This window comes from Bacillus sp. JJ1122 (genome assembly GCF_036964885.1).
In the GTDB taxonomy this organism is placed as follows: Bacteria; Bacillota; Bacilli; order Bacillales; family Cytobacillaceae; genus Mesobacillus.
The window spans coordinates 1-14,017 of sequence record NZ_JBALQL010000018.1 but is presented as its reverse complement, the minus strand read 5'-3'; the positions used below and the strand labels follow the sequence as shown (position 1 = coordinate 14,017).

Sequence of the window (14,017 nt, the reverse complement as noted above, 5' to 3'; positions counted from 1 at the left end):
CAAATAGAACACGTTCAAGGGTTATTTAACTCCGTTCGTGAAATGCTTCCTATGCTTGAGTATTTACAGAAGGAAATGAAGGAAAGAGGGGACTTACTTGATCATCATGAAGTTGCGCATATTGACGATATACCGAACCCGCCACCTTACATTATTCTCTGTATTGATGAATTTGCATTACTGAAGAAAGAAAAGAAAATATGGGATTTAATTGAGCAAATAAGTTCTATCGGAAGGGCTTTAGGGGTTTTTCTTATCCTCTCCGTTCTTCGCCCTGATCGTAATATCATGGATGGAGCTCTTAAAAACAATTTAACCGTCCGAATGGGTTTCCGTTGCGCTGATTTAATTAACGCTCGCATAATCGGAACTCCAGGCAGCGAGAAATTAACAAAAGAAGGAAGAATGCTGTTAAAAATTTCAAAGGAAAAGGATTTGAAGGAAATTCAAGCGCCATACTTGACGTTGGAAGCATGTAAAAACATTTTAGAGGGGTATAAGTGCCCGAAGCCTAAAAACCGATTTAAAGCCCCTTCAAACGCTTCTGATAACGTTATAGATTTAAAAGAATCTGATTTAAATATATTCGAGGTGTTAGATCAATGAGGAAACGAGACTTAACAATTCTTAACAACCTACAGCGCTTTAGATGCATGACACGAGATGACCTTATAGCCCTACACTTCAACGATTTAAAGAACCCTGTTACCTGTGCTAATACGGTGTTAAAGAGGCTAAGGAGAGACAATTATATCGAAGTGAATACGAATCATCAGCCGTATGTTTATTTTCCCTCTCCTTCACCAATCAAGAAGGATTCAACAAAGATTCCTCACTTTTTAAGAATCGTAGACTTTTATAAGCAAGTTAGGCAGCATGAAGAACCAAAGGTATTTACGGTAGAGCCAAAGTATGGGAAAGGATATATGGAACCGGATGGCTTTATGATCTGGAAACGTGGTCCGTTCTTTGTGGAGATCCAGAGGAATATCTATTCCGAAAAAGTTATGAATGAGAAGGTAAAGAGGTATGAGGCTTATTACTTCTCAAATGAATGGCAACAAGAGCCTTGGCAACCTGTTAACAAGAAGGTCTTCCCTCCCGTTATCATGCTGACAGATACCCGCTACAAAATCGACAGTCCTTATGTACGTTTTATCCAGGTGCAAAACATCGAACAGTTGCTATCTCTTTTTGAACCTGTAAAGGAAATCCAAGTATCGGGATCATTAAAGATTAAAGGCTAATTTAAGGGGCACGAGACCACTATCGATTAAACCTATAGTGGTTAAATGCTTCTTTTTTGTTCCAAAAATTTCCATTTAAACATGACATATAACAGTTATTATACGCCATGTTCATTTTTAGGGTCTGCGAAATCTGCAATTCTTTTTAGGGTGTAACATTTGTCCGATTTACCCCGAATCAGATGTGAGGTTTTGTCAGGTAGTTTACCAGTTTACCTTAACCGTTTACCTTAGCATTCCTTATCAATTGTTAGCATTTGTTAGCCTTGATTAACCTCGGGCAATACAAAGCCCCTCCAAGCATTTAAAACCGCTTAGAAGGGCTTATATGAGCCTATAGATAGTCGTATGGTTTCCTTGGTGCTGCATTATCATTTCCTGATGGATCATCGTCACCATAATTACTGGTGTTCTTAATTGACCAAATTAATTTAGGTAATTCGGTAAACGCGAACCAAACACCTGCTATCCCTAATATCGTCCATGATAAGTGTTCACCCTGCCATAACCATTCCCACACAACTACCAGCTCCTATTCGCTTTTTAATAAAGGATTTCGACTATTATATGCAAAAATCCTTTGAATGGGTTAAACCAACGGATCTTGTTCTCCAACTTTGACGAATCCCATACTTTCAAATGCCGATTGCTGTACTTCATTTTTAGCAATTACAACCTGTTCGCCATTTTTCATGATACACTCTGGAACCGGCTTCCAACCATCCGCCATTATTTTTTCTACTTGAGATTTAGCACTTACATCTAATTCTCTTTGGTTATTATTTTTAACAAACGTTACTAACTTTACCATTCCAATCACTCCTGATTATTGTATTTTTAATTCTGGTATTCTGACCCAAGCTCTAATTGGCCCGTTTTCAACCTGGTAACGCAATGATTGTTTTGCGTCCTCACTAATATCCAAACCATTAATGACTTCACTAAACTGATGCTTAGCAACTTCTATATTGAACTGGTTCGCCAATTCCTCCCGGCGCTGGTTAAGCTGTTCTACCTTGTCGCGCGCTTCCTGTTTAATCCGGTCCCCTTCCATCCAAAGCGCATCACGTTCGGCTTCTACCTCTTTCATCAACGAATCGTATTCGTCCCTGATTTCATGAGCTAATTTAGTGGGGCTAAAATCTGATTTTGAGATAATCTCATATTCTCGCTTTAAGCCGTTCGTTTCGTCCTCAACCTTGGCTAATTTCTTAGCAATAACGGAAGTGTCCTGGTCTTCAGCAAACAGGATCGAATATGATTCTTTCATTCCAGCGATGACATGCTCATTCTTTTCAATTTGTTCCCGCAGCTTATCCTTTTTGCTTTCCATCTTTTCAATATGCTTCATGTATTTAGGGAAGCTTTTTAGCTCCATTTTCATTGGTATTTCCTCCAGTTTTTAATTTTAGGTTTTTTAGGGGAAGGAGCCTTTGAGAGCTCCTCCCTATCCTTGAATTTCTCAGCTAATTCACGCTTTCTTACAGTGCCTTTCCGGTCTTTTACAGAGAATTTCACCTTCATGCACTCCTAATAATCGCTATTGTCAAAGCCGTTTTCGAATGCTAATTGGTGCTTCACGTTGTTTAAAGTATCCAGTCTGATTGCCTTTTCTTCATCATTGAACCTTGCATCATTTTGAATCCCTTGGGCTTCCTTGCTGATTTCGGAATCCAGCCATTTTAGATAATCATTTGAATCATTATTTGCCATGGGTATCCCTCCGTTATTTTAGATTCATTGTAGATCTTGAAAGAAGTTCATTTCTTCTCGCTTCCAACCTGGAAAGAATGCTGCGCTTTTCCTCATCCGAATAAATTGGATCATTAACGATTGCTTTCGCCTCTTTCTCAATCTTTGCAAGCTCTCGATCTACCATTACCTGTCTGTAATAATCTTTTTCAAGACCTGCATTCTTGAATTCTTCATATCTTTGAGTCTGTTTCGTGCCTAATGGCATTCTTTCATTCTCGTAAAAGTCGCTTGTTTCCCTTAAACCACCAAGACCGAATACCGCGCCTTTAACTGCGTTCACCGGGTCATTTTCCACCGGATATTTAAGCTTGGTATTGTCCTTGTTATAAGCCCCTTCAGATTGCAGCGCGTCAATTCCTTTGACTGTCTTTTGCAGCTGTGCTCCACCAAAAGGAAGGGCTAATTTAAAGATAGGGTCCTGCACTCCTTTAGCAACCAATAACCCGCTCCCGAATCGATTAGGATCTCTGTCTCCAAAGAAGTCCTCTCTTGTCGGTAGGTTCTTCGTTCCGTACTCTGGATAGAAGTTAGCAGCCGTTTGCCCTAATGGAACGTTCGAAAGCACTTCACCAAGTAAACGACCGCCTTTTTCCCATCCGGATAAATCCTCATCCGTGAAAGCATCTGCAATGGCATCGATTGGGTCAAAAGTTACTCTGCTGCCTCTTACTTCTTCCATGCCCTTATTGAGCAACCAGGAGCCCGCATAAAGCGTTATAATGGCGCTAAAGTCTTTTTCCTTAATGAAATCCTTCTGTACTTTCCAAAGGTTTGCTACTTCTAACTGGAAAGGAGCAATAAACTGGAACATCTTTGATTTCTGCAGCAAAGGTACTTCCCCGATACCACGGCCGGCAACCAATCGCCTTGTCGCATCATCCGCGTATTTAATTGGATCTGTTACACCTTCAGCAACACCCTTTGTATAAGCAGAATTCCAGACAAAGCTCGTTCCCACTCTATCCGCTAATGTCATCGCCCATCCTGCAAACTTCTCAGGCTGATCAATCAATCTCGTTTCGAATTTCTGATACATGTTATGGCTGAATCGTTCTTTTAGGAATCCTGATTGCGCCATTTCATCATTCTTTGTTACAAGCGATTTAATGGTTTTCATTGCTCCAGGTACTGAATGCTGCTTAGCAAATGCAACACCGTTCGGCACGTTCGCCACCTGTGCAAGCATCGAGCCTACGTTACCTAAAACCGCGTTCTTTTTGACTCGGTTGTTCATCCATTGAAGCCCCTGGAAGGTTTTACGCCCTAAAATCTTTTGGATAGGACGGTCTAAGAAGTTGGTCTTTCCAGCTAAGTCCTTAGAGAAATCCTCTAAAAACTCGATGTAATGGTTTAGGTTCTTCGTTGCCCCTGTCGCATCTTTCAGGTTTTTAGATAACTCTTTAAACTTAGGAATATGAGGATCTATCTTAATCGCATATGAAGCAGCTGGCAGGTAGTTTAGGAATCCTCCTACCGCATCACTCTTATAAGGTCCTAATCCTCGTCTTTGCATCAAACTGGACCATTTACTGCTTGGGTTCGTAAAATCTGATGTTCCGACCAATTGAGGATCTATCCCTGCAGGTGAATCAAAAATGTTCCTGATTCCTTCAAGGCCGTTAAGTTCCCTGAAATGCCTGTAGTAGTCGGTTCTTTTCGGGACCAGTCTTTCAGTGTTGTTAGGATAAACCTTCATCCTGGCAGCGTTAATGTTATCAATCAGCTCATCATAGGCTTTTCTGAACCACTTATCCGCATCTACGACCTTTTTCCAGTCTGCAGGAGCTTGCGCTTTTAATTGGGCAATATCAATGGTTTTTTCACCGTAGTCCTGAACCAATCTTGAAAGCTTACTGCCCTTTTTAATGCCTAAACCTTTAACGATATCGGTCTCAAGCTTGTTAAGCCAGTTTTCTTGAAGTTCCACGTTTTCTTTCTTCGCAGCGTCGAACGGATCAAGAAGGGATTTCTTTACTTTCGGAAAATGAGGTCCGAAAACATCCCTTGTATTTCGGTAAACATCGGAGGTATAACCCCTAAATCCATCGATATCCCTTAATGTTGCTGCGTTGACATCAAACACATTACCGCCCAATTGCTCCGCGTTTTTAGGCATTTTCAGGCTCTTGAACGATGATTCAACGCTTTTTAAACGTTTGCTATCCGCAGTTAATTGCGCTCTTAACTGTCTCGCTAAAGGCCCTTCCATCGCTTCATCCGCTCTTACAATTGGCTGTTGAGCTAAAGGAAGTCGGTTTGCTCTGTCAGGGATTCGACTCATCTGTTCAAATACTGCATTAGAAGGTCTGACATTGCTTAAACGGTTAACAACTGGCATAGCCTCTTCTGCTGCATTAGCGACTGTCTTTGCTGCCTTTCCTGCTCTACCGACAAGACCAGTACCAATAAGGTTTAAGGGGTCCAATGCTGCTTCTGTGACGAATCCAGCTGTTTCTTTACCTACTTTGTTTTTAAGGTTGTTGTTAACAAATGGAGAAATGAATTCACCTAAAGGCAGTTTATTAATGACTGTTCTACCTAAGATATTGGAGATCAGTGCATCTTTCTTATCTTTATCAGGGTCAAAACCAAAGGTTCTGTTTAAATCCGTTCCAGAAGTAGTATATTGATCATCCTTCCAGCCTTCCTTAACCCCTTTAAAGAAGTTGCCGCCTTCTTTTACTTCCCTTAAACCACTCCGGATCGCATCACCTGGTCTATCGATTTTCTCAAGTAAACCCATCACACCATCACGATTGCCGTCTCCGTCAGTGTCCTTACTTGTAAACCAGTCTTTCACCTTGCTGCCAAATCCGCTTGGTGGTTCCACTTGTTTTTCCTTTTTGTTTAAATACTGGTCACGAGCATAAGGAGTCATTTTGCTGAAATCAGGATAAAGATCTTTTTTCTTCTGTTCCTGCGCTTTCCTGGTTGCTTTCGCTTCCTTCACCCTATTGTCATAGGTAGGTTGATAACCTCCACGCCCTTGTGCCTGTGCTTTCTTCTGCATTTCACGGGCTTCTTTGGCTGGAATGTCACCATATACAGGTGTTTTGTCTTGTTCCTTCTTCTCAGCCTTTTCAATGCGTTTCAAACGCTCTTTTTCTGCTTTTTCTTCCTCTGATTTACGCTTAGTGTAAAGCTTCTTGGCAATTTCGACTTGTGCCCTCTTAGTTCCAAGCTCTCGAGCCTTTGCAAGACCTGCATCATAAGAACCCTTACCGAATTGTTGTTCAAATATTGCTTTGTATTTCTTTTGGTCAAAACCTGCCATCATTTCACCCCACTAACATTTAATTCGTAGCCTGGCTTTTTTGAATTCATCCTCATACGTCCGAATCTGATCCATTCTCGACTTCCCCAAGAAACTACATAGCTTTTCTTGTGCTGCAGTTAAAACTTCTCTGAAGTATTCAGGTGATAACCCCAAGTTATTTTTATGTTGGAAATAATGTACCCTTATGACATCTTGTTCACGTTCCGTCAAAATCTCCAATCCAGCTTCAAACAATAGCGCTCGCTTTTCTTCTTTATCGATCATCTTTTGGTATGTCTCCTTAGTGTCGATTATTTTTAAGGCCATTGTTTCTGGGTTTGTAGTGATTGAGTAAATCTTTCCCTCTTCATAGTCATAACCTGTGATGGTTGGAGAGATATCATCATACAAAGATTCAATAACCTCATTACGCTCAGCTACCAATAAATCTTTGTGCATAGATGATTCAGCGTATCGTCTCAATTCATAAAGCCCAAAGTTTTCCTCCAATATCATTGGGTAACCCCTCCATTTTCATCGGAAATTCTTTAGTTAAAAATCTATTTTCTTTTGTCCTCCAGGAGGCAAAGACGATATAACACTTGCTCTCTGTAATATCTTCATTGCTCTGCTGCGTAGGTTTCTCGCTGTTTCTTGTTTTTCTGCATCATTTGAAATCAGGTAATAACCGCTTGATCCCCTCGTGTTAGAAGTACCAATGCCGATTCCATGCTTCACAACCATGTCAGAAACAACTTCTCTTACCAACACAGAAGAAAGTCCAAGAACTTTTGAAATATAAGTAACTGTCCTTGCGTTGTCTTTGCCTTCCCCGATAAGGGATAGAATTTGTTTATACGTTTCCGGTAGTTCTTTCTTCATTGCTATTAGCTCCTTTTTTTAAGGAGGAAAAGAAAAGAGGCCCACAAAAACACCGTAAAAACAGTGTAATCATGGACCTCTTAGGATCATCGCTATTTAATTGTTTCTGTTGTGTAGACCTTACAGCGTTTGCAGTAGCCTCTAACTGTAGATCCAGGAGTTCCTTCCGATAGAACCTTCCCGCATTTACACTTAACAGTTTTAAATGTCATGATCTTTTTCCTCCCGTACAATAATGGGTCTTTCTTTCTCCCTGTACGGATAACTGGAGTATGCCTAATTGCAATTCCTTGAATTCTTGAATTAATTTATCTCTATCTCTCTATATCTATAAGTATAAATGAAAACCTATGTTCGGTCAATAAAAATTTTAAACTTTTTATTATAACATACATTTTTTCACTTTTGGGGGAAAACACCGTATTTTACTAATTTTTTTTCTGGTAAATTCCACCTGGTGAAGAATCGCGCGCCTCTTATTTTGTTTTTCTTTTTCTTTTTATTTTTCTTTTTGTCCACGTTACGTTGACGATACGTCCACGACTCGTAAGCAGCTGCATCCTCCAGGATCTATCCAGCAATTTATTTGCCAAATCAGCATATAACCGCTTGACTTGCTTTTGGGTTTTTTTCATGCTGAAGCGAAGTTAGGAAAACGGCTGGAAGGCAGACTTATCCCCTATGCTGCAAGATTACGATAATAGCAATCTAACAGAATAGGAGGGGTAAGCGACTATGTTTTAATCCATGCCTTGCTTCGTCAGTGTTCCGTATGTATAGCCCCTATTCACTTAATGGTTTTCACCATGCACACCCTTTATCTATGGTTTGTCCATCATAAAACTGCCCCTATGCGACAAACTGAGTGTGCTCCCTGGTCCCTTAAGACCAACAGTAACCACCGATCCGTTTTTCTTGGCCGATCTCGCCATATCCGGCACAAATGAATAGGAATCTGTACCGGGGTGCTTACCTTTTGAGGATATGACTACTTTGACACCATATAGGTATAGTATCCCCTGCACGGGTGTAAGCCACCCAATCAGTTTTTTACATGGTTTCAGGCAATTCCATGTGACGAAAAAACAAAAAGGCATATTCCATCCAACCTGTTTTTAAAAAAAAGACAAGGTTAAACAGAATATGCCAAAACATGACTATTGCAAAAGAATAGACTTCACGATAAAATGGACATATAGAATTTAACCTGTTGGTGAGAAACAGGCTGAGAAGTCATTTCCGTTAAGGTGTGGGGACACTTTAACAGATGGAAATGGCTTTTTTCTTTTCCGAACTATTAAGTTAGTATATATTTTAACTCTTAAACTCTGAATGTTCAATACAAGTTTTTTGACCGCATACAAGGCTGTTTAAGACGTTTTAAAAGCAGTAGTAAGGTATAAGTCTTCCAACCTCTTAAAACGTCTCTACCGGGCTGTATGAATCTAATTAGTGTAAACCTCTTCCGTATCTTCGTAAGACATTTCCTCCATATAACGATAAATGCAGCTGTGTCCTCCATTAGGAGCCAGGAACGCTAATATATTTCCGTTATTGCTTTTCGGCAAGTTCTCAAAGTGATAATCCACTAATTCAATCCAGGTATCTTCATCAATGTCCAGATCACTCGATAAACTACTGTAATTAGAATCTAACTCATTCATTTTTTCTTCTGTCATGGTTGGATGTTCTTTACCAAAAATCTCTTCAAATCTTTTAGAGTAGTAAGAAAAGACAGATGCATCATTTTGAGAAATGATGTATATCTTTTTAATCTTTTCTTTAGGATTATTAATCTTAGTATTATTAATACTCCCGTTTGGCTTATCAAGTTCCGCCGTTTGGGAGGAACTGTTGATATTACTGGAATAAACAGCCTTTTTTTGCTCATTCTTCCCTTTTAAGTCATTTTCAAGAGCTAATCTTTGTTCCCTGCCAGCGAGTAGAATCCGAGTTATGTTCTTCTCATCAGGGATCACCTTGAAGTACCGTTTAGCCGGTAATCCTCTTTTGTCTGTCCTGATTAATCCTAATGACTCAAGCTTCTTAATAGCCGCTCTTTGTGGCTTTTCTCCCAGGCCTGTATCCAGTTTGATATTATCAACCGTATTGAAGAAATAGCCATCATCAGTTAATTGGTCCCTATCTTGGAAATACTCTTGCTTACTGATCAACTCTGAATACAAAATAGCAGCATCTATACCAATAGCATGAACGAGGTTTTTGTTTACGACAATGCTCCCGTTCGCTCTTAACAAATCCAATATCATAATTATCTCCTTCTTTTGGTATTTTCTTCTTAAAAACCGCATAAAATAAGGGGAAAAAGAGGGAAACTATTTGCAGTAGAGCCCCTCTTTTGTTATAATTAACTTAACGAAATCACAGTAAAATTACATCTTCGATTTACCATGGCGTTCAGTTGCAGCTGAACGTCTTTTTCTTTTGTAATAGCCTGCAGGAACCCCCAGAAATAAAGCCCCTAAACATCTCATATGGCTGCCTTCATTTATGCTGGAAGTATAGAATATTTTGCGTTCATACATGTAAGTAAGATCCTTCATATCCTCTGCCTCTATAACGAAATGATGAAGTAATTTGTTTGTTCTTGATTCTACAACCAAGACCACAGGGTCATTCATAATATCTTGCGCTTCTAATATTTCATCGAAATCGCCTTCGAGTTTTACTCCAGTGTTTGGGATCAATATGGTTGTTGTCTTTTCCATGGTTTTACCCCTCTCGGATTTTGGTTTTTTACTAATGATACAGTAATAACTACCCTCCTCCTTGTATGAAATTTACAATTTAACGAATTATAAGCTTGTCTTTTCCATATCCACTCCTTTATTCCTATCTTGTTACTTATTGTAAATCCATTTATTCAATTAGTCAACGGATTATTCGAATTTTTCTTTAACTACCCATTTTATTGTGGTATGATATACTTAAGCGAGTAATCTTAGATATGAGGTGTATTTAATGAGAGAGTTTAATCTGAATGAATTATCAGTGAAAGATATCGTTAAGTTAATGATGGTTGGCACACAATACGAAACATTTAAAGACCTTTCAGAGAAGTTGGATATTCCAGCAAGTACCCTGGCTTATTCATTGAACAATAATGCTTTACGCTTCCGGGATTTACAAAAGGTTGCTGAACTGTTGGGATATGAATTTAAATTAGAGAAGAAATAATGAACATCACCATTGATTTATACCTGATAGCAAATGACACCAATTTTTCACAGCGTGGGTCCTTTCCGGTAAGGGTTACGCCTTTTAAGCAGGATCCACACAAAGAAGCTGCGAGAGTCGCAGGTGAATGGTTAAGGAGGATTCGCAGAGATATGACGTATCCAGTAGGTATAAGAAGAGTTGTTTATAACGGTGATCAGGATATAACCGAATTATTTAATGAATGAAATGCCCCTCTCCAGGCAATGAGAAGGGGTATTTTTTATGTAATTGAAAAACGGAGAAAACAGGAGAAAAACGAAGTTTGACCTTTATTGAAAAACGATTATTTCCCAGACTTTTAAAATCATCAAAACGGCCGATTTTGCCCGATTATCCGAATTGACTTTCAGAGAACAGCACACTCGTTCTAATTCACTTCCCTATAATGGTTATTATGTAAACAGTGACCTTTTTGACGATAAAATGTCATGGAGGTGTAGCCAGTGAGAGACAGAGAAGATTATCCGATCGTTCTCAAGGTAGATGATATCCAGGAGATTTTACACATCGGAAGAAGAAAGGCTTATGAAGTAATGAACACAAAAGACTTTCCCGGGATCAAGATGGGACGATTAAGAAGGGTTAGTCGTGAATCGTTCTTTTTATGGTTGGATAAGAAAGGAAACGTTGAATGAAAGTAACAGTTATAAAAGGACCATTATTTAAACAGATGGAGAAAAAAGCACATGCGCTGCTTTATCGGATCATTAAAGAGAAGTTGTTAAACAGTTTCTTTGTAAAGGAATAAATACGCCCTACTCCACGGGCTGACAATACACAAATGGAAGTATACAAAGAAGTATTAACCAGCTGCATACTTCTTTCTCTTGTTCATTCCGGGGTACATTGTAGTATTATGGAGTAAAAGAACGGAGGGAGACAATGGAGAGAACAGACATCCCTTATTCAGCTAAGGAGATTGTAGCTCGTCTTGATATAGGTGACAGCACATTACGAAAATGGTGCCTGGCACTGGAAGAACAGAACTATAACTTCATTCGGACAGATCAAAACAAACGAATGTTCACTGAAAAGGATTCCTATGTATTAACACAGTTTAAACACCTGGTTAAGGATAAGAATATGTCCATTAATAACGCTGCCGTCATTGTTGCAGCAAAGTATGAAAAAGAAGTGTTCTCCAATGAGACGGAGATAGAACAAGTCGGAGAATCCCTGTTCCTGAACGAGACGGAGGAAGAACTGAAAGCAGAAATTGAACAGCTCAGAGAAATGAACCGTCAGCTTTTAACACGATTAGACGAACAACAGAAGTACATAGAAAACAGATTTGATCAGCAGGAAGCATTACTTAAAGAATCGATTCAACAATCCCAGGAAACGAAACAGTTATTACTGGAAACGACAGCAAGAGAACAACAAAGTGAACAACAAAAAAAGCCCCGAAAAGGGCTCCTGCGCTTGTTTTCAAAGGATTGACATTCCTTAACTTTGACAACAGACGAACAACAAAACGACAGCTAAAAGACGGTTTCTGTATAGTTTTTGCTTCAGAAATAAAAATAGTTGACCTAAAGGAACGTATGTTCTATAATTAAAGTACGATCAAAGTCGGATGCCACCGACACCGCTTAGAAGCTGTTTTTAGCAGCTTCTTTTTTTATGCCCTCTCCTGTAACTTCTCCTGCTCTATCCTCCTGATCACACCGTTTAAATCCTTATATATTCTCTTTCCAGTGAATCGTAATACCTTCCAGCCATTAGCCTTTAAATAAGCGTTCTTTTGCCTGTCGTGGGCTTTTTGACGCTCGGTAGAGTGATAAGCCTTACCATCACATTCAATTGCTATTTGATACGCTGGGAGGGCTATATCAATACGATACTTCCCACACCTTACTTGAGTCTTAACAAATTCCCCTTGATACCTTAAAGCGTCATATAATCTTCTCTCTATAGGCGAATCACACTTAGCCTTCTCCTGATCCAGCACAATCCTTTCCTTTGGCCTCTTTAGATCCAGTACAAAAAAGACCACTCCGGCAGCAAGCAGGGTTATGAATACGGCATACTCCAGGACCACTCTTCGTCCACCTACCTTGTAGTAATATGTAGTAATATGTAGTAACTATTTGCAACTATTTGCATAGGTATATATCAAGGTTGCTAACAAAAAATTATCAAGTTTCTTACCAAGGTTTCTAACAAAGTAGTGTTACCAAAGTATTTAGGTCTGAAACGTATGAGAATGAAGGAAACGAAATTCTGTTTAGAATGAGGCGAAGCCGGGAGGAAAGGGAGGGGGCCCGGGGGAACCAAGAAATTATTCTGAAAGTTTGACAATTAAATGTTCTGAATAGTCAACGGACAAACCAAAGGTGAACGGCAAGAGAACGGCCCCGTTGATTCAGGTTTGTAAAATGGAAAGTTGAATCACCCAACTTGAATCAACGCTGATTCATGGTTTTCTTAGAGTCGCTTGGGTTTTCTTGGGGTTTTGACTCCCGACTTAATACCCTGGTAAGACCCTCTGGAATAAAGGGATAATGCTGGCAATATGCTTGCAGTAATGAATGATATTTAGTTACCTTTTGAACGCCTTGCGAACCCCTCAAAACAATACTGGAAAGAAGGGATTCATCATGGGAAAGACAGAGACGATCAACTTCAAAAAGTTTATGACAGGTGAATTTAGTAACACGATAAAAAAACCTCATGATTTAAAGCTCTATTCCCTTTACTTCAATCCCATGGCATTATTTGACCCCACATTCATGTTAATTGGTGCCGGTGTGGTCCTGGTTGCCGTTGGTGAGAAGTTCTTAGCTGATAATGGATTTTTATTCGTTGCTTCTGCCCTTTCAAGCCTTCTCCGTTTAGCCCTTCCAGTTGTTGCTGCAGGTTCATTGATATACCTTATTTCTCATTCCTCATTCTTGTTATGGTAAACGAAGACTTTTCCCCATTTTTGGCGAAAAGCATTGAAGAAAGACCGAAGGAAGACTTTTTCATAACTTTAGGAAAAAGCATCGGAGAAAGACCAAACTCGAACGAAGACTTTTACTCATTTTTGAGTGAAACTTAAACTTCCGACTTAGAGGTGTTCAGAATGATTAAAGACTGGTTAGCAAAGCAAAAAGCCAAAGCAATGCTCCTTAAAGTGTTCAAAGATGGTGACATAGGCATTCATTACTCATATGGCCAGAATAAAGGTATGGTCTACCCTAAAATTCGTTCAGTCCGTTTCGATTACGATAATAGAGCCGTTATTTATTCGTTCTCCCTTCCCACTGGATTAGATCCTAAAGAAGTGAAGAAGAAGGAATTTTGCTTTAAACAGGTGTTCGGGAAGAACATTGAATTAAAAGGTGAAATCAAAGAATTCAAGCTAACTGTTTATGCTGCCTCTTTACCTGGTGAATTAACGTATGATTACGAAATGTATTCCGAACAGTTCAGAGGCATGAAGTTACCTATTGTCGCAGGATTGGACCTTAACGGAAATATCATCGTGTTTGATCTGGTGAAGAACCCTCACTTACTGATTGCCGGAGAGACTGGTTCAGGGAAATCAACACAGCTTAGAAGCGTTCTATCTACCCTTATTCAAGCGTTACCACCTGACCGGCTGGAACTGTATCTAAGCGACTTAAAACGCTCTGAATTCCACGTTTTCAGG

General features: G+C 39.5%; 17 protein-coding genes and 1 pseudogene. 8 read left to right on the top strand and 10 right to left on the bottom strand.

What is annotated here, in order from left to right; genetic code table 11:
* A pseudogene (locus tag V7201_RS10725) lies at positions 1 to 606 on the top strand (FtsK/SpoIIIE domain-containing protein); the annotation flags it as partial.
* A complete protein-coding gene (locus tag V7201_RS10720) occupies positions 603 to 1,247 on the top strand; it encodes a replication-relaxation family protein (RefSeq protein WP_335376727.1) in 645 nt (214 codons plus the stop codon). The pseudogene V7201_RS10725 and the gene V7201_RS10720, both read left to right, overlap by 4 nt.
* A 589-nt stretch (positions 1,248 to 1,836) precedes the next feature.
* On the opposite strand, the gene V7201_RS10715 is transcribed toward V7201_RS10720, so the two are convergent.
* The 9 genes from V7201_RS10715 to V7201_RS10675 form a co-directional block, all read right to left on the bottom strand.
* Entirely contained in the window at positions 1,837 to 2,058 is a 222-nt protein-coding gene (locus V7201_RS10715) for a hypothetical protein (protein ID WP_335376726.1), read from the bottom strand.
* A gap of 15 nt (positions 2,059 to 2,073) precedes the next feature.
* Entirely contained in the window at positions 2,074 to 2,631 is a 558-nt protein-coding gene (locus V7201_RS10710; protein WP_335376725.1) for a hypothetical protein, read from the bottom strand.
* Positions 2,628 to 2,765, bottom strand: coding sequence for a hypothetical protein (locus V7201_RS10705; RefSeq protein ID WP_335376724.1), 138 nt, complete (start codon positions 2,763 to 2,765; stop codon positions 2,628 to 2,630). Before V7201_RS10705 ends, V7201_RS10710 begins: the two co-directional genes overlap by 4 nt.
* 12 nt (positions 2,766 to 2,777) lie before the next feature.
* Positions 2,778 to 2,960, bottom strand: a complete 183-nt coding sequence (locus V7201_RS10700) for a hypothetical protein (protein WP_335376723.1) — start codon at positions 2,958 to 2,960, stop codon at positions 2,778 to 2,780.
* A 13-nt stretch (positions 2,961 to 2,973) separates the two neighbouring features.
* The gene (locus V7201_RS10695) at positions 2,974 to 6,279 is read right to left on the bottom strand and encodes a hypothetical protein (RefSeq protein ID WP_335376722.1); all 3,306 of its coding nucleotides are present in this window, start codon (positions 6,277 to 6,279) and stop codon (positions 2,974 to 2,976) included.
* Positions 6,280 to 6,288: 9 nt separating this feature from the next.
* Positions 6,289 to 6,774: a hypothetical protein gene (locus tag V7201_RS10690; protein ID WP_335376721.1), complete on the bottom strand. Its 486-nt coding sequence runs from the start codon at positions 6,772 to 6,774 to the stop codon at positions 6,289 to 6,291.
* A 36-nt stretch (positions 6,775 to 6,810) separates the two neighbouring features.
* Complete coding sequence (locus V7201_RS10685; protein WP_335376720.1) at positions 6,811 to 7,140, bottom strand: hypothetical protein; 330 nt, start codon at positions 7,138 to 7,140, stop codon at positions 6,811 to 6,813.
* 1,445 nt (positions 7,141 to 8,585) lie between these two features.
* Complete coding sequence (locus V7201_RS10680) at positions 8,586 to 9,410, bottom strand: hypothetical protein (RefSeq protein ID WP_335376719.1); 825 nt, start codon at positions 9,408 to 9,410, stop codon at positions 8,586 to 8,588.
* A gap of 123 nt (positions 9,411 to 9,533) precedes the next feature.
* Positions 9,534 to 9,869 carry a hypothetical protein gene (locus V7201_RS10675; protein ID WP_335376718.1) on the bottom strand — a complete coding sequence of 112 codons (336 nt, stop codon included), beginning with the start codon at positions 9,867 to 9,869 and terminating at the stop codon, positions 9,534 to 9,536.
* Positions 9,870 to 10,122: 253 nt separating this feature from the next.
* Between V7201_RS10675 and V7201_RS10670 the strand changes: the two genes are divergently transcribed.
* From V7201_RS10670 to V7201_RS10655, 4 genes are all read left to right on the top strand, one after another.
* A complete protein-coding gene (locus V7201_RS10670) occupies positions 10,123 to 10,338 on the top strand; it encodes a hypothetical protein (RefSeq protein WP_335376717.1) in 216 nt (71 codons plus the stop codon).
* Positions 10,338 to 10,565 (top strand): hypothetical protein, encoded by a 228-nt coding sequence (locus V7201_RS10665; RefSeq protein WP_335376716.1) that lies wholly within the window; start codon positions 10,338 to 10,340, stop codon positions 10,563 to 10,565. The genes V7201_RS10670 and V7201_RS10665 overlap by 1 nt, the downstream gene beginning before the upstream one ends.
* Before the next feature lie 258 nt (positions 10,566 to 10,823).
* Positions 10,824 to 11,015, top strand: a complete 192-nt coding sequence (locus V7201_RS10660; protein ID WP_335376715.1) for a helix-turn-helix domain-containing protein — start codon at positions 10,824 to 10,826, stop codon at positions 11,013 to 11,015.
* A 247-nt stretch (positions 11,016 to 11,262) separates the two neighbouring features.
* A complete protein-coding gene (locus V7201_RS10655) occupies positions 11,263 to 11,820 on the top strand; it encodes a MerR family transcriptional regulator (RefSeq protein ID WP_335376714.1) in 558 nt (185 codons plus the stop codon).
* A 181-nt stretch (positions 11,821 to 12,001) separates the two neighbouring features.
* Here the strand turns inward: V7201_RS10655 and V7201_RS10650 are convergent, their stop codons facing one another.
* Complete coding sequence (locus V7201_RS10650) at positions 12,002 to 12,421, bottom strand: endonuclease domain-containing protein (protein ID WP_335376713.1); 420 nt, start codon at positions 12,419 to 12,421, stop codon at positions 12,002 to 12,004.
* Positions 12,422 to 12,980: 559 nt separating this feature from the next.
* Here V7201_RS10650 and V7201_RS10645 point away from each other — a divergent pair.
* On the top strand, positions 12,981 to 13,286 hold the full coding sequence (locus V7201_RS10645) for a hypothetical protein (protein ID WP_335376712.1): 306 nt from the start codon (positions 12,981 to 12,983) through the stop codon (positions 13,284 to 13,286).
* 161 nt (positions 13,287 to 13,447) lie between these two features.
* The coding region (locus tag V7201_RS10640) for an FtsK/SpoIIIE domain-containing protein (RefSeq protein WP_335376711.1) at positions 13,448 to 14,017 on the top strand (570 nt) is incomplete at its 3' end.